The sequence below is a fragment of the Microbacterium neimengense genome (genome assembly GCF_054782995.1).
On record NZ_BAAGRK010000015.1, the window covers coordinates 94,270 to 114,848 of the forward strand.

17 protein-coding genes are annotated in these 20,579 nt (G+C 69.5%); 12 read left to right on the forward strand and 5 right to left on the reverse strand.

The features are described from left to right. Nucleotides 1–52 precede the first annotated feature (52 nt). Nucleotides 53–865: a ParA family protein gene (locus tag ACYVJS_RS10990; RefSeq protein WP_137416710.1), complete on the reverse strand. Its 813-nt coding sequence runs from the start codon at nt 863–865 to the stop codon at nt 53–55. 106 nt (nt 866–971) lie between these two features. Here ACYVJS_RS10990 and ACYVJS_RS10995 point away from each other — a divergent pair, with 106 nt between their 5' ends. Genes ACYVJS_RS10995 through def form a run of 3 tightly spaced genes read left to right on the forward strand, consistent with a single transcriptional unit; the run spans nt 972 to nt 6,377 of the window. Continuing rightward, nucleotides 972–4,379, forward strand: a complete 3,408-nt coding sequence (locus tag ACYVJS_RS10995) for a pyruvate carboxylase (RefSeq protein ID WP_460739988.1) — start codon at nt 972–974, stop codon at nt 4,377–4,379. Nucleotides 4,380–4,428: 49 nt separating this feature from the next. After that, a complete protein-coding gene (locus tag ACYVJS_RS11000; protein ID WP_460739990.1) occupies nt 4,429–5,889 on the forward strand; it encodes a MinD/ParA family ATP-binding protein in 1,461 nt (486 codons plus the stop codon). Then, nucleotides 5,886–6,377 (forward strand): peptide deformylase, encoded by a 492-nt coding sequence (gene def, locus ACYVJS_RS11005; RefSeq protein ID WP_243228105.1) that lies wholly within the window; start codon nt 5,886–5,888, stop codon nt 6,375–6,377. Before ACYVJS_RS11000 ends, def begins: the two co-directional genes overlap by 4 nt. Nucleotides 6,378–6,435: 58 nt before the next feature. Here the strand turns inward: def and ACYVJS_RS11010 are convergent, their stop codons facing one another. Next, nucleotides 6,436–8,271, reverse strand: a complete 1,836-nt coding sequence (locus ACYVJS_RS11010) for an AMP-dependent synthetase/ligase (RefSeq protein ID WP_460739991.1) — start codon at nt 8,269–8,271, stop codon at nt 6,436–6,438. A gap of 172 nt (nt 8,272–8,443) precedes the next feature. On the opposite strand from ACYVJS_RS11010, the gene ACYVJS_RS11015 reads away from it, so the two are divergent. Genes ACYVJS_RS11015 through ACYVJS_RS11025 form a run of 3 tightly spaced genes read left to right on the forward strand, consistent with a single transcriptional unit; the run spans nt 8,444 to nt 11,461 of the window. Continuing rightward, nucleotides 8,444–9,394: an ROK family glucokinase gene (locus ACYVJS_RS11015; RefSeq protein WP_460739992.1), complete on the forward strand. Its 951-nt coding sequence runs from the start codon at nt 8,444–8,446 to the stop codon at nt 9,392–9,394. A gap of 2 nt (nt 9,395–9,396) precedes the next feature. After that, complete coding sequence (locus ACYVJS_RS11020) at nt 9,397–10,119, forward strand: lysophospholipid acyltransferase family protein (protein ID WP_460739993.1); 723 nt, start codon at nt 9,397–9,399, stop codon at nt 10,117–10,119. A gap of 4 nt (nt 10,120–10,123) precedes the next feature. Beyond that, complete coding sequence (locus ACYVJS_RS11025; RefSeq protein WP_137416717.1) at nt 10,124–11,461, forward strand: class II 3-deoxy-7-phosphoheptulonate synthase; 1,338 nt, start codon at nt 10,124–10,126, stop codon at nt 11,459–11,461. A 76-nt stretch (nt 11,462–11,537) separates the two neighbouring features. On the opposite strand, the gene pknB is transcribed toward ACYVJS_RS11025, so the two are convergent. Further along, the gene (pknB, locus tag ACYVJS_RS11030; RefSeq protein WP_460739994.1) at nt 11,538–13,478 is read right to left on the reverse strand and encodes a Stk1 family PASTA domain-containing Ser/Thr kinase; all 1,941 of its coding nucleotides are present in this window, start codon (nt 13,476–13,478) and stop codon (nt 11,538–11,540) included. Between the two features lie 68 nt (nt 13,479–13,546). Then, nucleotides 13,547–14,500 (reverse strand): LysM peptidoglycan-binding domain-containing protein, encoded by a 954-nt coding sequence (locus ACYVJS_RS11035; protein WP_460739995.1) that lies wholly within the window; start codon nt 14,498–14,500, stop codon nt 13,547–13,549. Between the two features lie 152 nt (nt 14,501–14,652). Here ACYVJS_RS11035 and ACYVJS_RS11040 point away from each other — a divergent pair, with 152 nt between their 5' ends. Next, on the forward strand, nt 14,653–14,997 hold the full coding sequence (locus ACYVJS_RS11040) for an Rv2175c family DNA-binding protein (protein ID WP_460739996.1): 345 nt from the start codon (nt 14,653–14,655) through the stop codon (nt 14,995–14,997). Between the two features lie 12 nt (nt 14,998–15,009). Here ACYVJS_RS11040 and ACYVJS_RS11045 read toward each other — a convergent pair whose 3' ends face one another. After that, a complete protein-coding gene (locus ACYVJS_RS11045; RefSeq protein ID WP_460739997.1) occupies nt 15,010–16,098 on the reverse strand; it encodes a polyprenyl synthetase family protein in 1,089 nt (362 codons plus the stop codon). Between the two features lie 65 nt (nt 16,099–16,163). Here ACYVJS_RS11045 and ACYVJS_RS11050 point away from each other — a divergent pair, with 65 nt between their 5' ends. The 5 genes from ACYVJS_RS11050 (at nt 16,164) to ACYVJS_RS11070 (ending at nt 20,570) form a co-directional block, all read left to right on the forward strand. Further along, on the forward strand, nt 16,164–16,529 hold the full coding sequence (locus ACYVJS_RS11050) for a DUF3040 domain-containing protein (protein ID WP_460739998.1): 366 nt from the start codon (nt 16,164–16,166) through the stop codon (nt 16,527–16,529). A 163-nt stretch (nt 16,530–16,692) separates the two neighbouring features. Beyond that, entirely contained in the window at nt 16,693–17,124 is a 432-nt protein-coding gene (gene mraZ / locus ACYVJS_RS11055) for a division/cell wall cluster transcriptional repressor MraZ (protein WP_234073091.1), read from the forward strand. 65 nt (nt 17,125–17,189) lie between these two features. Then, nucleotides 17,190–18,179 (forward strand): 16S rRNA (cytosine(1402)-N(4))-methyltransferase RsmH, encoded by a 990-nt coding sequence (rsmH, locus tag ACYVJS_RS11060; RefSeq protein WP_460739999.1) that lies wholly within the window; start codon nt 17,190–17,192, stop codon nt 18,177–18,179. Continuing rightward, the gene (locus ACYVJS_RS11065; RefSeq protein WP_460740000.1) at nt 18,176–18,784 is read left to right on the forward strand and encodes a hypothetical protein; all 609 of its coding nucleotides are present in this window, start codon (nt 18,176–18,178) and stop codon (nt 18,782–18,784) included. Before rsmH ends, ACYVJS_RS11065 begins: the two co-directional genes overlap by 4 nt. Before the next feature lie 4 nt (nt 18,785–18,788). Beyond that, nucleotides 18,789–20,570, forward strand: coding sequence for a peptidoglycan D,D-transpeptidase FtsI family protein (locus tag ACYVJS_RS11070; protein WP_460740001.1), 1,782 nt, complete (start codon nt 18,789–18,791; stop codon nt 20,568–20,570). Nucleotides 20,571–20,579 lie beyond the last annotated feature (9 nt).

Consider the following 20,579-nt stretch of genomic DNA (forward strand, 5'->3'; position numbering starts at 1 on the left):
CGGATGCGTGAAGCGCCGCCGACCCTTCGGTCGACGGCGCTTCAGGCGGTGGTCACTGCGCCGGTGCGTCCTCGGGGGTCGCGATGCGACCCGTGCGCATGATCCGATCCAGCAGAGCATCGAAGTCGGCCGCGAGTTCCTGGGCCGAATCGCCGGGCCAGATGTGTAGGGGCTTCGCCGCGCCCTGCGCCTGCTGCAGCGAGGTGCGCTCGGGCAGTTGGGGAGAGAGCACGAGCGGACCGAACATGTCGCGCAGCTCCTTGATGCGGAACTGGTGCTCGATCGACTGGGGCCGGACGCGGTTGACGACGATGCCCAGAGGTTGGAGGCGCGGGGAGAGACCGCGGCGGATCTCCTCGATGGCGCGGAGGGCGCGGTCGGCGGCGGCGACGGAGAACAGCCCTGGCTCCGTGATCACGACGACGCGGTCGCTGGCGGCCCAGGCCGTGCGCGTGAGCGCGTTCAACGACGGCGCGCAGTCGATCAGCACGAGGTCGTAGTCCGCCTCGACGGTGGCGAGGGCTTCTTCGAGCTTCCACACGTCGCGCACGCTCGGATGCGGTCCGTCGAAGTTGATGGCGGACGGGCTGCCGATCATCACGTCGATCGTGCCCGGGTGCACCTTGGTCCAGCCGCTGGAGGTGATCGCCTGCTTGACGACCTTGTCCTTGGGATTGGCGAGGACATCGGCCACGTTCAGGCGGCCGGCGACCTGGATATCCATGCCGGTGGAAACGTCGGACTGTGGGTCGAGGTCCACCACGAGGGTCCGCACGCCGCGCGCGAAGGCCGCCGAGGCGAGACCGAGTGTCACGGTCGTCTTGCCGACGCCGCCTTTGAGGGAACTGACGGAAAGGACGTGCACGCTTCCCTACGTTACCGTCCCCTAGGCTGTGAGCACACTCAACGATGTGTGAGGCGGCGTACCCGGCCGCCGGACACCCCCGCCTCACGACGGATGCGAGGTCCCGATGTTCCGGAAGATCCTGGTCGCCAACCGCGGCGAGATCGCCATCCGCGCCTTCCGCGCGGCATTCGAGGTCGGGGCCCGCACGGTCGCCATCTATCCCTATGAGGACAGGTTCTCCCTTCACCGGCTGAAGGCCGACGAGGCCTACCAGATCGGCACCAAGGGTGCCCCGGTGCGGGCGTACCTCGACGTCGAGGAGATCATCCGCGTCGCCGTCGAGTCCGGCGCCGACGCCATCTACCCCGGCTACGGCTTCCTCTCCGAGAACCCGGAGCTCGCGGCTCGCGCGGACGAGGAGGGGATCGCCTTCATCGGTCCGCCGGCCCGCGTGCTCGCGATGGCAGGCAACAAGGTGACCGCCAAGCAGCACGCACGGGATGCCGGTGTTCCGGTGCTCCGCTCGACGGATGCCTCCGACGACGTCGATGCGCTCCTCGCTGCGGCGGAGGGGATCGGGTTCCCGCTGTTCGCGAAGGCCGTCGCCGGCGGCGGGGGACGCGGGATGCGACGCGTCGAGACCGCGGCGGAGCTCGGCCCGGCGTTGGCGGAGGCGATGCGCGAGGCGCAGAGCGCGTTCGGCGACCCCCGGATGTTCCTCGAGCAGGCGGTGCAGCGTCCGCGGCACATCGAGGTGCAGGTTCTCGCCGATGGGGCGGGGGAGACCGTCCACCTCTACGAGCGCGACTGCTCGGTCCAGCGGCGCCACCAGAAGGTCATCGAGATCGCCCCGGCTCCGAATCTCGACGACGCCGTGCGCGCCGACCTCCATCGCTACGCCGTCGCCTTCGCCCGCTCGATCGGCTACCAGAACGCCGGCACGGTCGAGTTCCTGCTGGAGACGGCAGGCCCTCGCGCCGGCGAGGTCGTCTTCATCGAGATGAACCCCCGCATCCAGGTCGAGCACACCGTCACCGAGGAAGTCACGGACGTCGACCTGGTACAGGCGCAGATGCGGATCGCCGCGGGGGCGACGCTGGCCGAGCTCGGGCTCACGCAGCCCGAGATCCCGCTCCGCGGCGCCGCGCTGCAGTGCCGGTTGACGACCGAGGACCCGACACAGGGCTTCCGCCCCGACACCGGCAAGATCACGACGTACCGCTCGCCGGGTGGTGCGGGCATCCGCCTCGACGGCGGAACGACGGCGGCGGGCTCGCAGATCAGTCCGCACTTCGACTCGATGCTCGCCAAGCTGACGTGCCGCGGCAGGGACTTTCCGGCGGCCGTGGCCAGGGCGCGCCGGGCGCTGGCGGAGTTCCGCATCCGCGGCGTCTCGACCAACATCCCGTTCCTGCAGGCGGTGCTGGACGACCCGGCCTTCGCGGCAGGGGACATCAGCACCTCCTTCATCGACGAGCGCCCCGAACTGCTGCGCGGACGGGAGTCGAAGGACCGCGGTTCGAAGATCCTGAACTGGCTGGTCGACGTGACGGTCAACCAACCGCACGGGACGAGGCCGGCGACGGCGTCACCGACGGCGAAGCTCCCGCACCTCGACCTGCGCGAGCCCGCGCCTGCCGGGTCGCGTCAGCGCCTCCAGGAGCTCGGCCCCGCCGGGTTCGCCGCGGAATTGCGCGCCCAGACGCGACTCGCGGTCACCGACACGACGTTCCGCGACGCCCACCAGTCGCTGCTCGCCACGCGGGTGCGCACGAAGGACCTCGTCACCGTCGCCCCCTACGTCGCCCGTCTGACCCCGCAGCTGCTTTCCGTGGAGGCCTGGGGCGGCGCCACATACGACGTCGCGCTGCGCTTCCTCGGAGAGGACCCGTGGGAACGCCTCGACGCGCTGCGCGGAGCTCTGCCCAACATCGCGATCCAGATGCTGCTGCGCGGGCGCAACACGGTCGGCTACACCCCGTACCCGACGGCGGTCACCGATGCCTTCGTCGCGGAGGCGGCCGCATCCGGCGTCGACATCTTCCGCATCTTCGATGCTCTCAACGACGTGACGCAGATGCGTCCGGCCATCGATGCCGTCCTCGCCACGGGCACGGCCGTCGCCGAAGCGGCGCTCTGCTACACCGGCGACATGCTCGATCCCGCCGAGGATCTGTACACGCTCGACTACTACCTGCGCCTCGCGGACGAGATGGTCTCCGCCGGAGCGCACGTCATCGGCATCAAGGACATGGCGGGTCTGCTGCGCCCGGCTGCCGGGGCGCGCCTGGTCAGCGCCCTGCGCGAGCGTTTCGACGTGCCGGTCCACGTACACACCCATGACACGGCCGGCGGCCAGCTGGCCACGCTGCTGGCCGTCAGCGCGGCAGGAGCCGATGCGGTGGATGCCGCCGCCGCCCCGATGTCGGGCACCACGAGCCAGCCGTCGCTCTCGGCGCTCGTCGCCGCCCTCGCGCACACCGAGCGAGACACCGGCATCCCGCTCGCCGCGGTCGCAGATCTCGAGCCCTACTGGGAGGCCGTGCGCCACCTGTACCGTCCCTTCGAGTCGGGTCTTCCAGGCCCCACGGGGCGTGTGTACCGGCACGAGATCCCCGGTGGGCAGTTGTCCAACCTGCGCCAGCAGGCGATCGCCCTCGGGCTGGCGGAGGACTTCGAGCTGATCGAGGACATGTACGCTGCGGCGAACGACATCCTCGGGCGCGTTCCGAAGGTGACTCCGTCGTCGAAGGTCGTCGGCGACCTCGCGCTGCACCTCGCCGCGGTCCGCGCCGACCCCGCCGATTTCGCCGAGAACCCGCAGAACTACGACATCCCGGACTCTGTCGTCTCGTTCATGGCGGGCCAGCTGGGCGATCTGCCGGGCGGATGGCCCGAGCCCTTCCGCAGCAAGGTGCTTGCCGGCCGCACGATCGCGGAAGACGCGGGGGCGCTCGACGAGGCGGATGCGGCGGCGCTGACCGAGCCGGGGACGAACCGGCGCGCGACTCTCAACCGGCTGCTGTTTCCCGGACCCACGCGCACCTTCCACGAGGCGCGGGACGCCTATGGCGATCTGGCCGTGCTCGACACGGCGGATTACCTGTACGGGTTGACGTCCGGGGGCGAGCACGTCGTCGAGATCGAGCGGGGCGTGCAGCTGTGGGTGGGTCTCGAGGCCATCGGCGAACCCGATGACAAGGGCATGCGTACCGTCATGACCACGCTCAACGGTCAGCTGCGGCCCGTCTTCGTGCGCGACCGGTCCATCGCCGTCGATGCGGCTCCGGCGGAGAAGGCCGACACCTCCAAGGCCGGTCAGATCGCCGCGCCGTTCTCCGGAGTGGTGACGCTGAAGGCGGTGCAAGGAGCGAGGGTGCGGGCGGGAGAGGCGGTCGCCTCGATCGAGGCCATGAAGATGGAGGCGGCCATCACGAGCCCCATCGACGGCGTCGTCGAGAGGGTCGCGATCGGGTCGACCCAGCAGGTCGAAGCGGGCGACCTTTTGGTCGTGGTCAAAGGCGCGCATTAGCCTGAGGTGGGCGCCGGAGATCCGGCGGCCCGTTGGGAGTACCTAAGCCATGCCTGATCGTGACGATCAGATGACCGGCCACGACGACGACATCCTGGACCAGCCGGTCCGCGTCGACGCGGCCGGCATCGACATTCTCGGAACCCAGACCGCGCAGGTCGCGGTGACATTGCCGGTCGCCGACGACGACGGGATCGACGACGATGTCGTCGCCGACGAGGCGGTCCCCGTGGCCGAGCCCGTGGTCATCGCGACCCTGGAAGACACGGGCGAGTTCACGCCCGTGCGCACGTCCGACCTCGACATCCAGGACGCGGAGATCGAGCCTCCCGCGGCCGGGGAGCCTCAGGCCCCTGCGGCGCGTGCGCCGGAGCCCGTTGCGCCTCCGACCACGCGGGTGCGCGTTCCGGTGACCGCCACCGACGGCGTGGCACCGCTCGCTCCCGCCGCGACAGCGGCACCTGCGGCCGCGACGCGATCCGAGTCGGCATCCATCGCACCCGTGGATGCTGCGCCGGCACCCGTCACGCTGGCTGCGCGACGCGTCGATCAGGAGGAGTCCCGGCGCGAGAGCGCGGATCTGCTGACGGCCGATCGGCTGCTGGAGACCGATCGTCTGCCCAAGCGCGAACCCGAGGGTGCGTGGCCGAGCCTGGTCTACACGCTCAGCGGAGGTCGGGTGCGCCTGGGTGACAGCCGCCGCTCCCGCCAGCGGCGCGAGCTCGACCAGCGCATCGCCGCGCCCCTCGATGGCGGCGCGCGCTTTGTGGCCGTCCTCTCGCGTAAGGGCGGCGTCGGCAAGACGACGGTCACCGCTCTGCTCGGAATGGCGCTGGCCGACGCGCGCGACGACCGGGTCATCGCGCTGGATGCGAACCCCGACCGCGGCACGCTCGCCGAGCGGGTGGGTCGCCCCAGCGGCAAGACCGTGCGCGATCTCGCCACCCACGCGGCACCGATCCACGGCTTCAACGAGATCTCGGCTGTCGTCGCCCGCGATGACACGCGCCTGGATGTGCTCGCCTCCGACACCGATCCGCACGTGTCCGAGGCGTTCGACGACGCTGACTATCGCGAGGTCGCCGCTCTCGCCGCGCATTACTACTCCATCGTTCTGACCGACACCGGCACCGGCATCGTGCACTCGGTGATGGATGCGACGCTGGAGGCCGCCGATGCGCTCGTCATCGTTTCCGGGCTCAGCGTCGACGAGGCGCGGCTGGCGTCCGAGACGCTCACGTGGCTCGAGACGAACGGCTACACGGATCTGGCGCGCTCGGCCGTCGTGGTTCTGAACGCGTCGCGCCCGGGGGCGCCGCTGGTGCGCCTGGACGAGCTGGAGCAGCACTTCCGCTCGCGCGTGCGGCAGGTCGTGCGCGTGCCCTACGACGCGCGCATCGCCACGGGCAGTGCGATCTCGTTCCGCGACCTCCAGCCCGCCACGCGTGCCGCGGCGCGCCAGCTCGCCGCCGTCGCCGTCGAGGGTCTGCGCGTGGCGGCCGCATCATGACGGTACGAGCCATCCGACTGTTCGGCGACCCTGTGCTCAAGAGCCGGGCGAGCGAGATCGTCGACATCGATGAGGGTGTGCACGCGCTCGTGCGCGACCTCGTCGAGACCGTCGAGCTGCCGGGCCGCGCCGGGGTCGCCGCGCCGCAGATCGGCGTCGGGCTGCGGGCGTTCAGCTACAACGTCGACGGCGAGATCGGGTACATCCTCAACCCGGTGCTCGTCGAGGTCTCCGGCGAGCCGGAGTTGACCGGCGAGGGATGCCTCTCGGTGCCCGGCCTCTGGCACGACGTGATGCGATACCCGCATGCGAAGGTCGCAGGCATCGACCTCGACGGCAACGAGCTCGTGCTGGAGGGCGACGGCCTCATGGCGCAAGCGCTGCAGCACGAGACCGATCACCTCGACGGGATGCTGTACCTCGACCGGCTCGACAAGGAGCGCCGGCGGGTCGCGTTGCGGGAGGTGCGCGAGAGCGACTGGTTCTGAGTCATGAAGAAGGCGGGCCCGCATCCGAGATCGGATGCGGGCCCGCCTTCTCGTTCGCTCAGGGGAGCGGGACGTTCTGCGTCGTCTCCTCGGGCGCCCGGTAGAGCTGCTCGACGTCGTCGGCGAAGTCCGCGAGGATCACGTTGCGCTTGATCGACAGCTTCGGGGTGAGGTGGCCGCTGGCCTCCGTCCACTCCGTGGGCAGGATCACGAACTTGCGGATCGACTCGGCGCGGGAGACGCCGGCGTTCGCCTTGTCGATGGCCTGCTGCACCTCGGAGCGGACCGCGGGGTCGTGCGCGGCCTGGGCGAGAGTGAGGTCCTTGGAGCGGCCGTTGTTCTCCAGCCACGTCGGCAGCATCTCGGGATCCAGCGTGACCAGCGCCGAGATGAAGGGCTTCTGATCGCCCACGACCACGACCTGTCCGATGATCGGGTTGGCGCGGATCGGGTCCTCGAGCGCGGCCGGTGCGACGTTCTTGCCGCCCGCGGTGACGATGATCTCCTTCTTGCGGCCGGTGATCGTCAGGTAGCCGTCTTCGTCGAGCGAACCGAGGTCTCCGGTCTTGAACCAGTCACCGTCGAACGCCGCCGCCGTCGCCTCCGGGTTCTGCCAGTACTCCTTGAACACGTTCACACCGCGCACCTGGATCTCGCCGTCCTCCGCGAGTCGGATGCCGACACCCGGGATCGCGGGCCCGACGGTGCCGATCTTGGACCGCGTGGCGAGATTCACCGTCGCGGGCGCGGTGGTCTCCGTCAGGCCGTAGCCCTCGAGGATGTGCACGCCGAGACTGTGGAAGAAGTGTCCGAGCCGCGGACCGAGGGGCGCGGAGCCGGAGACGGCGTAGCGCACCTGACCTCCCATGGCCTCACGCAGTTTGCTGTAGACGAGTCTGTCGAAGAGGGCGAACTTGATCTTCATCCCGAGGGGGATGCGCCGGCCGTCCTGCAGATAGGCGGAGTGATCGATCGCGACCTGCGCGGCCGCACGGAAGATCTTGCCCTTGCCGCCGGCTTCCGCCTTCTGCTCCGCCGAGTTGTAGACCTTCTCGAACACGCGCGGGACGGCCAGCAGGAAGGTCGGCTTGAAGGAGCCGAGAGCGGCCAGCAGCTGCTTCGTGTCGGGCTGGTGACCCGTCTTCACACCCGCGTGGATGTTGAGGATCGAGATGAAGCGCGCGAACACGTGTGCGGTCGTGATGAACAGGACGGTGGAGGCGCCGGGCGTGTTGACGACCTCCTTCAACGAGGTGGCGGAGTTGCGCGCGAGCTCCACGAAGTTGCCGTGCGTCAGCACGCATCCCTTCGGCCTCCCGGTCGACCCCGAGGTGTAGATGAGCGTGGCGATGTCGGAGGATTCGGCGAGCGCGCGTCGACGCTGGATCTCCTCGTCGGGTACGGCGGAGCCGGCGGTGATCATCGTGTCGAGGTCGCCGGCGAACATCTGCCACGAGGAGCGCACGAGGGGGAGCCTGTCGCGCACCTCGGCGAGCCGAGACGCGTGCTCGGCGGTCTCGACGAGGCAGGCGACGGCACCGGAGTCGGAGAGGATCCACTCGATCTGGCTGGGGGAGCTCGTCTCGTAGATCGGCACCATCACGGCGCCCGCGTAGAAGAGGGCGAAGTCGACCAGTGTCCAGTCGTAGGTCGTGCGGGCCAGGAAACCCACCTTGTCGCCGGGGGCGACACCCGCCGAGACGAAGCCCTTCGCGAGCGCGACGACCTGGCGCTCGAACTCCCGTGCGGTGATGTCGCGCCAGCCGTCACCGTCGGGGACGGCGAACAGGGCACGGTCGGGAGTCGCGCGCACGCGCTCCACGAGCAGGTCGCTCACGTTGGCGTGCGGGTCGGCGGGGACGATCGCGGGCACTTCGAACACTGTTGCGCTCATGTCGGCAGCTCCTTCGGTACCGGACGGGTTGCTATGAGACGCAAGTCTACGCATGCGTGGAACTCAGTCCCACCGCTTGCGGCAGTCGAGATGACTTGTTCCGGCCCTGCGGAAGGCGGTCTGTCCTGCGCCGACTAAGCTTCTGGAGGCCTTACCGGACGAAGGGACGACAGTGTTCGCAGTGGGAATCGACATCGGCGGAACGAAGATCGCCGGTGGCGTGGTCGACGAGCACGGCACGATCGTCCGCAGGGCCCGTGTCGCAACCCCCACGGATGTGGCGGGCATCGAGGTCGCCGTCGGCCAGATGATCACCGAGCTGTCTGCGGGCGAGCAGCTCGTGGCCGGCGTGGCCGCGGCGGGCTTCATCGACCGGGAGCGGTCGACCGTCTACTTCGCCCCGAATATCGCCTGGCGCGACGAACCGCTGCGAGAGCGCATCGAGCGGCGCACCGGCGTGCGTGTGCATATCGAGAACGACGCGAACGCGGCCGGCTGGGCGGAATACCGCTTCGGTGCCGGCGAGGATCTGCGCGACGTCGTCATGCTCACCCTGGGAACGGGTGTCGGCGGTGCCGTCGTCGTGGACGGCAATCTGCTCTCGGGCGGTCACGGCGTGGCCGCGGAGCTCGGCCACATGCGTCTGGTTCCCGAGGGGCGCACGTGCGGATGCGGCCAGCGCGGCTGCCTCGAGGTGTACGGATCGGGTCGTGCCCTCCAGCTCGAGGCGCGTGAGATCGCCGTGGACGCGGAGTTCGGCATCGGGGCGCGCCTGGCCGCGGCGTCCCGTGAGCAGGGCGGGCTGACCGGTGCCGCCATCTCGCGCCTCGTCCAGGACGGCGACCCCGGCGCGCTCGAGGCGCTGCGGCGCATCGCGGTGGCCGTCGGAACGGCCTGCGGCGGGCTCGCCGCCATCCTCGACCCGGAGCGTTTCGTCATCGGCGGGGGAGTGTCCCAGCTCGGCGACGTGCTGTTGGAGCCGATGCGGGAGGCTTTCGCCGCCGCGATGCCCGCGTATGGTTATCGTCCGGTCGCCGATTTCCAGGTGGCCCGTCTCACGAACGACGCCGGCGTCATCGGCGTCGCGGATCTGGCCCGACGTCGGGCGGTCGCAGGGGGCTGACAATGTTCTACTGGCTGATGAAGTACATCGTGATCGGACCGATCGTGAAGGCGATCTTCCGGCCGTGGATCGTGGGTCGGCGCAACATCCCCGCCGACGGCGCAGCCATCCTCGCCAGCAACCATCTCTCCTTCGCCGATTCCATCTTCCTGCCGCTCATGATCGATCGGCCGATGACCTTCCTCGCCAAGAGCGACTACTTCACCGGCCGCGGCCTCAAGGGCTGGGCGACGCGCGTGTTCTTCAAGGCGACCGGACAGATCCCGATCGACCGGTCGGGCGGCAAGGCATCGGAGGGCTCGCTCAACACCGGTTTGCAGGTGCTCGGGCGCGGTGATCTGCTGGGCATCTACCCGGAGGGCACGCGCAGCCCCGACGGGCGGCTGTACCGCGGTCGCACGGGAATCGCCCGCATGGCGCTCGAGGCGCGTGTTCCCGTCATCCCGGTCGTCATGGTGGACACCGATACGGTCATGCCGATCGGCCAGCGACTCCCGCGCATCGGACGCGTGGGCATCGTGATCGGCGAGCCGCTCGACTTCTCCCGGTTCGCGGGCATGGAGGGCGACCGTTACGTCCTGCGCTCGGTCACCGACGAGATCATGGTCGCGTTGCAGCGCCTCGGCGCGCAGCGTTACGACGACGTCTACGCCTCCACGGTCAAGGACCGGCTGGCGACGTCGTCGACGCACGGGATCGACACGCCCGCGGCGTCGCTAGACTGAGCGAATGCCCCACAGCTTGGACCCGCTCGATCACTGGCGCTCACTGCCGATCAAGCAGCAGCCCTCCTGGCCCGACGCGGACGCTGTCGCGGCCGTCTCGGCCGAACTCGCCACCCTCCCGCCTCTCGTGTTCGCGGGAGAGGTCGACCGCCTTCGCGACCGCCTCGCAACGGCGGCATCCGGGCGCGCCTTCCTTCTGCAGGGCGGCGACTGCGCCGAGACGTTCGCCGGTGCCACCGCCGAGCAGATCCGCAACCGCATCAAGACGCTGCTGCAGATGGCGGTGGTGCTGACGTACGGCGCGTCCATGCCGGTCGTGAAGATGGGACGCATGGCGGGGCAGTTCGCCAAGCCGCGCTCGAGCGACACCGAGACGCGCGGCGATGTCACGCTGCCGGCGTACCGCGGCGACATCGTGAACGGCTACGACTTCACGGAGGGCTCGCGCACCGCCGATCCTCGACGGCTCGAGAAGGCCTACCACACGGCGGCTTCGACGCTGAATCTCATCCGGGCGTTCACCCAGGGCGGGTTCGCGGATCTGCGCGAGGTTCACAGCTGGAACCGCGGCTTCGCCGAGAACCCGGCCAACCAGCGCTACGAGGGCCTGGCGGCGGAGATCGACCGCGCCATCAAGTTCATGGAGGCCGCCGGAGCCGACTTCGACGAGCTGCGACACGTCGAGTTCTACACGGGCCACGAAGGTCTGCTCATGGACTACGAGCGACCCTTGACCCGCATCGACTCCCGCACGGGCACGCCGTACAACACGTCGGCTCACTTCCTGTGGATCGGGGAGCGCACGCGCGATCTCGACGGCGCGCACGTCGACTACTTCTCGAAGATCCGCAACCCGATCGGTGTGAAGCTCGGTCCTTCGACGACGCCCGAGACCGCGCTGGCACTCATCGACAAGCTCGACCCCGAGCGGGAGCCCGGCCGCCTCACCTTCATCACGCGAATGGGCGCGGGAAAGATCCGCGACGCACTGCCGCCGCTGCTGGAGGCCGTGAAGGATGCCGGTGCGACGCCGCTGTGGGTCACCGACCCGATGCACGGCAACGGCATCACGACACCGACCGGTTACAAGACGCGTCGCTTCGACGACGTGGTCGACGAGGTGCGCGGGTTCTTCGAGGCGCACCGCGCCACGGGCACGCACCCGGGCGGCATCCACGTCGAGCTCACCGGCGATGACGTGACCGAGTGCCTGGGCGGCTCGGAGATGATCGACGAGGCCACGCTGGCGACCCGCTACGAGAGCCTGTGCGATCCTCGCCTGAACCACATGCAGAGCCTGGAGCTCGCCTTCCTGGTGGCGGAGGAGCTCGAGAAGCGCTGAGCCCACAACGCCGAGAGCCGCCCCGCATCCGTGCCGGGCGGCTCTCGGCGTTTCGTGCGAAGGCAGTCTGTGCGACTCAGCCGGTCAGGCTGAGGACGAGGCTCACGTTGGCGTTCTTGCGGATCTTCTCCTCGTCGGTCGGATCCTGCGACACGACCTTCGCCACGTTCGGGGCCGCATCCCAGTAACCCGCGTACTTCGCCTTGAATCCGGCCGCCTCGAGCGTCTTCTTCGCCTCGCTCAACGTCATCCCCACCACGTTGGGCACGGCGAACAGAGGCGGGCCCTCCGAGATGATCAGCTGCACCGTGTCATTCGGACGCCAGTCGCCGCCGCCGTCACGGCCGGAGATCCCGATCACGCGACCCTCGTCGATCGTCTCGCTCGTCTGAGACGCGCTGTCGCTGGACACGGACAGCCCGACGGCCGTGAGGGTCTTGGTCGCGTCCGACACGCTCATCCCCGCGACATCCGGAACGGGGCCGCGCGAGACCGTGAAGCTCGCCCCATCGCCCTCGTGCAGGGTGCAGCCGTTCGAGCAGTCGATCGCGTCGCCGCCGGCGGCGGGGGAGACGGACGCGGCGACGACGGTGCCGTCGGCGGCGTCGGTGAACACGTACTGCGGGTCGCCCACGGTGACGCGCACCTGCTGCATCGCGGCGGTCGCCGCATCCAACGTCATCCCGGCCAACGCGCCGACCTCGTGCGGTTGCGGGCCCTGCGACATCACTACTCGCACGAGCGAGTCCTTCTCGACGCGTTCCCCGCTTCCGGGCTCGGTGCGGATGACTGTGCCCGCCTCGACGTCGAAGCTGTACTCGTCCGCCCGTTCGACGCGCAGACCGCGGTCGACGATCTCTGCTTGGGCGGATTCGAACGTCTGCCCCTCCAGCGCGGGGACGGCTACGAGCGAGCCCGGCCCGGAGCCGAACCACCAACCGATCCCGCCGGCGAGCGCAGCCAGCAGCACGACCAGTGTCAACAGCCACGCGCCCTTCGCCGATCGTCGGCGTGCGCGCTGCCGCAGAAGTGTGGCGTTGTCGACGTCCTCCGCGACGGCTGTGGGACCGGTGCCGCCGAGCGGAAGCGCCTTCGTCAGCTCTCCGGAGTCCAGGCGGTCATCGATCACGGCCGTGCCGACCGCGAGCGTGCGTGCGACCTGCGGGGCGATGCCCAGCTCGCGCTCGATCTCGCGCAGGCGCTGCAGCATCTGATCCGCGTCGACGGGGCGAGCGTCGGGGGAGCGTTCCGTCGCCCACAGCACCAGTTCGTCGAGCTGCTCCGGGACGGCCGGGTTCTTCACGCTCGGGCGGGGGACCGAATCGGTGGCGTGCTGGTAGGCGATCTGCATGGGCTGCTCGCCCTTGTACGGCTGTTCGCCGGTGAGCATCTCATAGAGAAGGATGCCGAGCGCGTAGATGTCGCTGCGGGCATCGGCGCTGCCGCGGGTGACGAGCTCGGGCGCGAGATACGCGATCGTCCCGAGCAGCATCTGACCGCTCGCTGTGTTCGCCGTGGTGGCGCGGGCGAGACCGAAGTCGCCGATCTTGATGCGGCCGTCCTCGGCCAGAAGCACGTTCTCGGGCTTGACGTCGCGGTGCACGATGCCGGCGCGGTGCGCCGCGGCCAGACCCGAGAGCACCGCATCCATGATGGTGATGGTCTGCGGAACCGGGATGCGGCGCTGCTCCTTCATGAGCTCTCGCAGCGTGATGCCCGGCAGGTACTCCATGACGAGGTACGCCATGTCGCTGTCTTGACCCTGGTCGAACACATTGACCACGTGGGGGTCGGCGAGGCGTGCGGCCGCACGCGCCTCCTGGATGAACCGACTCTGGAACACGGTGTCGTCGCTGAGGTGCCCGTGCATGACCTTGAGAGCCACGCGCCGTTCCAGGCGCAGATCGGTTGCGACGTACACGGTGGCCATGCCGCCGCGGGCGATGCGCGAGCGCACGCGGTACCGGCCGTCGACGAGACGGCCGATCAGCGGGTCGGTGCGCTGGCTCGTGCTCACGGTGAGAGTCTACGGAGCGGTCGCTGTGAGCTCCGGCAGCGGCTCACCGCTGATCCCACCGTCGTGCGCTACCCGAGGGCGGCCAGCCAGGCGAGAGAAGGCTGCTCCCACCGGGCATAACGATCCGGATACGCCGAGATCTGCACCGCCTGTGCGGCGTCCGCGTAGGTCATCGACTCCCAGCCGGGGATGTCCAGGAGGCCACGGGTGCGGGTGCCGTTGGGGTCGGCGGGGCCGCCGAAGAACGCGCGGGCGGCACGCTCCGCATCCCGGACCTCCTCCACCGTGCCCCACCCGGTGGAGGGACGCTGCTGGAACAGACCCTGCGAGTCGCGGTCGCCCCAGTCGAGGTTGCGCAGCCACGACTCCTGCATGGCCGTGCCCAGCGCGATGGCGATCCCGCGCTCGGGAACACCCAGCTCGCGGCCGATACGGATGATGGTGCGCGCATTTTCGGACTGCTCGGCGTCCAGTTCCAGGCCGGGCCCTGCCGCGGCGGCCGGTGCCGGTGCAGGCGCGGCCGCGGATGCTGCGGGGGCCGGCACGGTGATCGTCTGGCCCGGGTAGATGATCGAGTCCCAGGTGAGGCCATTGGCGGCCAGGACTTCTCCTGCCGTGGAGCCGTGGCGCCCGGCGATCCCGCTGATCGTGTCGCCGGCGACGACCGTGTGAGACGCTCCCACGGCAGGTGCGGGCGCGGCAGCGGGGGCGGGTGCGGTCGGCGCGACGAGGGTCAGCACCTGACCGGGGCGGATCAGCGAGTTCTCCCACGACAGGCCGTTCCACGAGAGCACGTCGGCCGTGGCCAGTCCGTAGCGCGCGGCGATCGCCGCGACGGACTCTCCGGCCGCGACGGTGTGCGTGCTCGCCGGCGGCGTCTGGGCGGGGCGCGGCACGCCCAGACGCGCCGGCTCCGTCGTGGACGCGTGCGCGGGTGCGGCGATCAGGGTGAGCGCGACCGTGCTCACGAGGGCGGAGGCGCCGATGACGGCGCGCGGGTGGTGGGAGACGTCCACGAGCATGGTCGTCCTCTCTTTCACATCCGGGGTCCCGCCACCCTGACACGCGTGTGTACCGAGGTCAACGGAAGTGACGGGTGTGACAGATGAGATCTCTCCCATCTTTCGGCGCACGCCCCGCACGGCGCGCTGCGTGCGGATGAGAACATGGACGGGTGAGTTCTGAGACCCCTGTCCCCACCGAATGGCTTGCACTGCCCGAGCTGGTCGAACTGACCGGTGAATCGCTGAGCCGTGTCCGGCGTCTGCTCGACGACGGCTACCTCATCGGGTCGCGTCGTGAAGGCTCCTTCCGTGTGCCGAGCGTCTTCCTCATCGACGGTGCGCCGTTGTCGTCGCTGCGCGGCACGATCTTCGCGCTGCGGGACGCAGGACTGACCGACGACGAGGCCATCGACTGGCTCCTCGCGTACGAGGAGTCGATCGGGCAGGCCCCGATCACGTCGCTGCTGCAGGGGCGCAAGAGCGAAGTGCGACGCGTCGCGCGCGCCCTCGCCTGACGCGAGCCTCGCTCAGGAGCGACGCTCGGTGGCGGCTCGCGCGAGATCGCGCAGTTCGCCGACCGTCGCGTTCGCCAAGGGGGCGGCGGACAGGGCCCGGTCCGCCTCGCGCACATAGGCCGTAATGAGCTGCTCGACGCGGTCGACGGCGCCGCTGTCGATGATCGTGCGCTGCAACGCCGCGATCTGCTGCTCGTCGAGGTCGGGATCACCCAAGAGCTCGTCGAGGGTGCGTCGCGCGCCCGTCCCGAGCGAGTCGCGGGCGTAGGCGATGAGAACGGTGCGCTTGCCTTCGCGCAGGTCGTCGCCGGAGGGTTTCCCGGTCTCGGCGGCGTCGCCGAAGACTCCGAGCACGTCGTCGCGTAACTGGAACGCCATTCCGACCGGATGCCCGAACGCGCTCAACGCGTCGAGCTGCGTCCGATCGGCGCCGGCTAGTGAAGCTCCGATGCGCAGCGGCTGTTCCACGCTGTAGCGGGCGGACTTGAGCGAGGCCACGCGCAGCGCGCGGTCGGCGTGCGTCGCGTCGTCGGCGACCGCGAAGGCGGACTCTTCGGCGATGTCGAGGTACTGCCCGATGGTGACGTCGCGCCGCATCCGCGCGTACTCGGCACGGGCCGCGGCCGCATGGTCCGTGAGCGCCAGCCCCTCCTCGAGGAGGTCGTCGCTGAAGGCCACCAGCAGATCGCCGCCGAGGAGGGCAGCTGAACGACCGAAGGCGGCGGCGTCGCCCGCCCACAACCGGGCGATGTGCTGCGCCTGGAGGGCGCGATGCAGGGAGGGTCGTCCGCGGCGGGTGTCCGAGTTGTCGATCAGGTCGTCGTGCACGAGGGCGGCGGCCTGGAAGACCTCCAGCGCCGCAGCCGTCGCGACGACGGCTGCGGGCGGTGTGGCGCCGGGGTCGACGCGCTCCGCGACGGCGCGCCATCCCGTCACACAGAACCGCGCGCGCAGGCGCTTTCCACCGGTCACGGTGTCGCGCACGTCTTCGACGAAGGCGAGGGCGTCGGGGCCCATCGCCCGCGCGGCCTGCTCCTGCGATCCGAAGAACGTATCCAGTCGCTGGGAAACCGCTTCGATCGCGTCTGTGGTCCTCGACACGGGCCTAGCCTAGTTCGACAGGCGGCGCGTAGAATCCAAGCATCGCCGTGACCCTAGGGGGACGAATGCCTCTCTCCGAACAAGAGCAGCGCCTGCTCGACGAGATGGAACGCCATCTCATGAGCAATGACGCCGACGTCGTCAGCGCGCCGCAGGGCGGCCGTGCGCTCAGCTACCGCAACATCGTGTACGGCACGATCCTCGTGCTCGTCGGGCTGGGCGGACTGATCGTCGGACTCTCCACGCAACTGATCGTGGTGGGCGTCATCGGCTTCATCGTCATGCTCGGAGGCGTGATCTTCGCGCTCACTCCCTCCAAGACCGCCCGTCCCAGCGCCGCGCCGCGAACCGGCGGCTCCGCATCCAGGCCCTCCGCCGGATTCATGGACCGCATGAACGATCGATGGGACCGCCGCCAAGAAGGCCGCTGACCCTCCGCTTCTCACAAGCGCCGACCCTTCGGGGTCGGCGCTTTTTCGTGTGTGGGGAGCGTCCGCCCAGATCCACTCCCGAATGTGTAGTGAAGTGGAGGGAAGTGGAGTAAAGTGGCGATCACCTCACACGTGGGCCGGACGAAGGAGGGGGGATGCGCGAATGCTGCTCGGCACGCACACCCCCAAGCTCGACGACAAAGGGCGCGTCATCCTCCCGGCCAAGTTCCGCGACGACCTCGGCGGCGGCGTCGTGATCACCCGTGGACAGGACCGCTGCCTCTACGTCTTCGCGACTGAGGAGTTCGAGAAGGTGCACGAGCGCATCCGCGAGGCGCCCCTGACCAACAAGCAGGCACGCGACTTCTTGCGGATGTTCCTCTCGGGTGCGAGTGCCGAGAAGCCCGACGGTCAGAACCGCATCACGATCCCGCCGGCGCTGCGCACGTATGCCGGCCTCGAGCGCGAGCTCGTCGTGACCGGTGTCGGCGCCCATGCGGAGATCTGGGACGCCGAGGCGTGGAACTCCTACGCCGAGAGCAATGAAGAGACGTACTCCGAGATGGAGCAGGAGGTGATCCCGGGCCTGTTCTGAGCCCTCGACCCTGATTCCCAGCCGCTCGAGCCCTGACGCACTTCCCCGGTGTCAGGTCGGAGCGGATGGGGATCAGGACCGAGGGACCCGGCCCCCGCATCATGGACTTCCGCGACATCCACACCCCGGTCCTGCTCGAGCGCTGCGTCGAACTGCTGGCGCCCGCGCTCGAGAACGAGGGCGCCGTCTTCGTCGACGCGACCCTCGGCATGGGAGGCCACAGCGAGGCCTTCCTCGAACGATTCGACGGACTCCGGCTGATCGGTCTCGATCGCGACACCGACGCGCTGCGCATCGCGGGGGAGCGGCTGGCCCGATTCGCCGATCGCACGACCCTCGTGCACACGGTCTACGACGGCATTCGCGCCGCCGTCGCATCGGCGGGAGTCGACCGCATCGACGGCATCCTGTTCGACCTGGGTGTCTCCTCGCTGCAGCTGGATGAGGCCGAGCGCGGCTTCGCCTACGCCAAGGACGCGCCGCTCGACATGCGCATGGACCAGTCCGCCGGTATGACCGCCGCAGACGTGCTGGCCACGTACGGCGAGGGCGATCTGCGTCGGATCTTCGAGCGATACGGCGAGGAGAAGCTCGCGGGCCGCTACGCGCGCGCGATCATCGCCGCGCGTCAGGCGGAGCCCATCGTCCGCTCGGGCCGGCTCGTCGAGATCCTCGACGCCGCCACGCCCGCGGCGCTGCGCAACGCGGGGCATCCGGCCAAGCGGGTCTTCCAGGCGCTGCGCATCGAAGTCAACGCGGAACTCGCCGCTCTCGAACAGGCGCTTCCCGCGGCCCTCGAGCTGCTCGCGGTGGGCGGTCGCATCGTCGTGCTCAGCTACCAATCGCTCGAAGACCGCTTCGTCAAGCGCGAGTTCGCCCGCGCGAGCAGCTCGACCGCCCCCGCGGGCCTGCCCGTCGAGTTGCCCGAGCACGCGCCCCAGTTCCGCCTGCTGGTGAAGGGGGCGGAACTCGCCTCCGACGCCGAGCGCGAGTCCAACCCGCGCGCCACCCCGGTACGACTTCGTGCCGCCGAACGAGTCCGGGAGATCGTATGAGCACCACCACGAGCACAGCCTGGGCCATTGAGCCGCTCGAACGCGGGTCCGAGGTCGGGCGTCGGCCGGAGCGCACTCTCCGCCCCGTCGAGTCCCCGGCCCGCCGTCGTCGTCCCCGCCTGGTGTACGGCATCATCGCCGTCGCGGGGGCGCTCGCGATCGCGGGTGCACAGATGGTGCTGTCGGTCCTGTCGACCCAGAGCTCTTTCGAACTCGCGAGCCTGACGCAGCAGCAGCGTGATCTGACGGTGCAGAAGCAGATCCTCTACGACCAGGTCGCCGGCCTCAGCTCGCCCCAGTACCTCGCGGCGAACGCCGCGGCACTGGGCATGGTCATCAACGAGTCGCCGAGCTATCTCCGCCTCAGCGACGGTGCGGTCCTCGGAGCGCAGCAGGCATCCGTCTACACGTCGACGATCGACCCGCTGGGGCGCGGTGCCGTGTCGAACGCGCTCATCACCGAGACTCCGCTCGTCACCGCACCCGATGCCACCATCAACGGCGTGCAGGCGCCGCCTGCGGCCGAGACCGAGACGGGCACGGGGATCGATCCGGCGACACCCCCCGCGCTGACCGACGGACTACCGACACCTGCCACACACTGAGACCATGACGACGAGAAGCACGCGAACCCCCCGTCGCCGCACCGTCATCGCCCTGGCCGTGGTGCTGGCCGTCCTCGTCGCCTTCGTGGTGCGCCTTGTGGACATCCAGGTGGTGAATGCCGGAGAGCACATCGACGACTCGCTGCGCATCGCGATGGGCGGCAAGACCACTCTCTACGGCACGCGCGGATCAATCGTCGACGAGAACGGCAACGTCCTCGCGGGCAGCATTCTCACCTACGACGCGGAGCTCGATCCCAGCAACGTGGGACCGATCGAGCGCACGGATGCCTCGGGCAACGAGATCGAGGTCGACTGGCCGACCGTGGCGGGCGAGATCGCCCAGATCACCGGCCAGAGCGCCGAGGACGTGCAGAAGATCGTCGCGGACGCCCTCGCGGTCAACCCGAAGTCGCAGTACGCGTCGCTCAAGAACGGGCTCTCGACCGAGAAGTACCAGCAGCTGCTGGATCTGCGCATCCCCTATCTGACGATGCGGCCGCATCCCGCCAGGACGTATCCCGACGGGGCCGTCGCCGGCAACCTGGTCGGATTCGTGGGTTCCGACGGGGAGCCGCTGGAAGGACTCGAGGCCGCCCAGAACTCGTGCCTGGCACCGACCGAGGGCGAGCGCGTCTTCCAGCGGGGCAAGGACGGCGTGATCATCCCCGGCACCGAGCAGGTGACGCCGGCTGTCGACGGTGGCACGCTCACCCTCACGATCGACCGCGACCTGCAGTACTACCTGCAGCAATTGATCGCGGAGCAGGCGACCAACCAGGGTGCGCAGCACGGACAGATCATGGTCGTGGAAGCCAAGACCGGCAAGATCCGTGCCGCGGCGGAGTGGCCCACCGTCGACCCGAACAACGTCTCGGCGACGGCGCCGGAGGATCGCTCCAGCCGGATCTTCCGCGGCACGTTCGAGCCCGGCTCGACGTTCAAGGCACTGTCGGCGGCGACGGTGATCGATGCGGGTGCGGCGACGCCGACCTCGACCGTCACCGCGTCCGGGCGCGAGACCTTCCCCAACGGCGCCCGTGTCCAGGACGCGATCCCTCACGGGGCTTTGAACTACACGCTCGCGGGCGTGCTCATCGACTCCTCGAACGTCGGCATCTCGAAGTTCGCCGAGAAGGTCCCGGCGCAGACGCGCTACGACTACCTGCAGAAGTTCGGCATCGGCCAGATCAGCGGTGTGGACTTCCCCGGCGAGGCCAAGGGGACGCTGCGTCCCGTCGACCAGTGGGACAACCAGACCTTCTACAACACCTCGTTCGGTCAGGGTGTCGCCACCACGCTGCCGCAGCTGATGGGTGCCTACCAGGCGATCGCCAACGACGGTACGAAGGTGCCGCTGTCGCTCGTCGAATCATGCACGAAGGCCGACGGAACGGTTCAGGACGCGGATGCAGGCGCGAGTACGCAGGTCGTGAGCGCGAGCACGGCGAACCAGGTCCGCGAGCTGCTCGAGAACGTCGCGGTGCAGGGCGGCAACGCCAAGACCACGGCCATCAGCGGCTACCGGGTGGGGCTGAAGACCGGAACAGGCGAGATCTCCGACGGCTCCGGCTACAAGAGCGGTGTCTACTTCACCACCATGATCGGCATGGCGCCGGTGGATGACCCGCAGTACATCGTGGCGGTCACCCTCGATCAGCCCACTGCGGTACGCTCGTCTGCGGCCAACGCTGCGGCCTTCCAGAAGGCGATGACCCAGGTCTTGAAGACCTACCGGGTCCTGCCCTCGGATTCGCAGCCCGAGCTGCTGCCGAAGATCGGCTGAGCGGCGCCC

Coding starts and splice junctions, on each gene's coding strand:
- ACYVJS_RS10995 (WP_460739988.1), top strand. CDS start 972: ATGTTCCGGAAGATCCTGGTCGCCAACCGCGGCGAGATCGCCATCCGC.
- ACYVJS_RS11000 (WP_460739990.1), top strand. CDS start 4,429: ATGCCTGATCGTGACGATCAGATGACCGGCCACGACGACGACATCCTG.
- def (WP_243228105.1), top strand. CDS start 5,886: ATGACGGTACGAGCCATCCGACTGTTCGGCGACCCTGTGCTCAAGAGC.
- ACYVJS_RS11010 (WP_460739991.1), bottom strand. CDS start 8,271: ATGAGCGCAACAGTGTTCGAAGTGCCCGCGATCGTCCCCGCCGACCCG.
- ACYVJS_RS11020 (WP_460739993.1), top strand. CDS start 9,397: ATGTTCTACTGGCTGATGAAGTACATCGTGATCGGACCGATCGTGAAG.
- ACYVJS_RS11025 (WP_137416717.1), top strand. CDS start 10,124: ATGCCCCACAGCTTGGACCCGCTCGATCACTGGCGCTCACTGCCGATC.
- ACYVJS_RS11035 (WP_460739995.1), bottom strand. CDS start 14,500: ATGCTCGTGGACGTCTCCCACCACCCGCGCGCCGTCATCGGCGCCTCC.
- ACYVJS_RS11050 (WP_460739998.1), top strand. CDS start 16,164: ATGCCTCTCTCCGAACAAGAGCAGCGCCTGCTCGACGAGATGGAACGC.
- mraZ (WP_234073091.1), top strand. CDS start 16,693: ATGCTGCTCGGCACGCACACCCCCAAGCTCGACGACAAAGGGCGCGTC.
- rsmH (WP_460739999.1), top strand. CDS start 17,190: ATGGGGATCAGGACCGAGGGACCCGGCCCCCGCATCATGGACTTCCGC.
- ACYVJS_RS11065 (WP_460740000.1), top strand. CDS start 18,176: ATGAGCACCACCACGAGCACAGCCTGGGCCATTGAGCCGCTCGAACGC.
- ACYVJS_RS11070 (WP_460740001.1), top strand. CDS start 18,789: ATGACGACGAGAAGCACGCGAACCCCCCGTCGCCGCACCGTCATCGCC.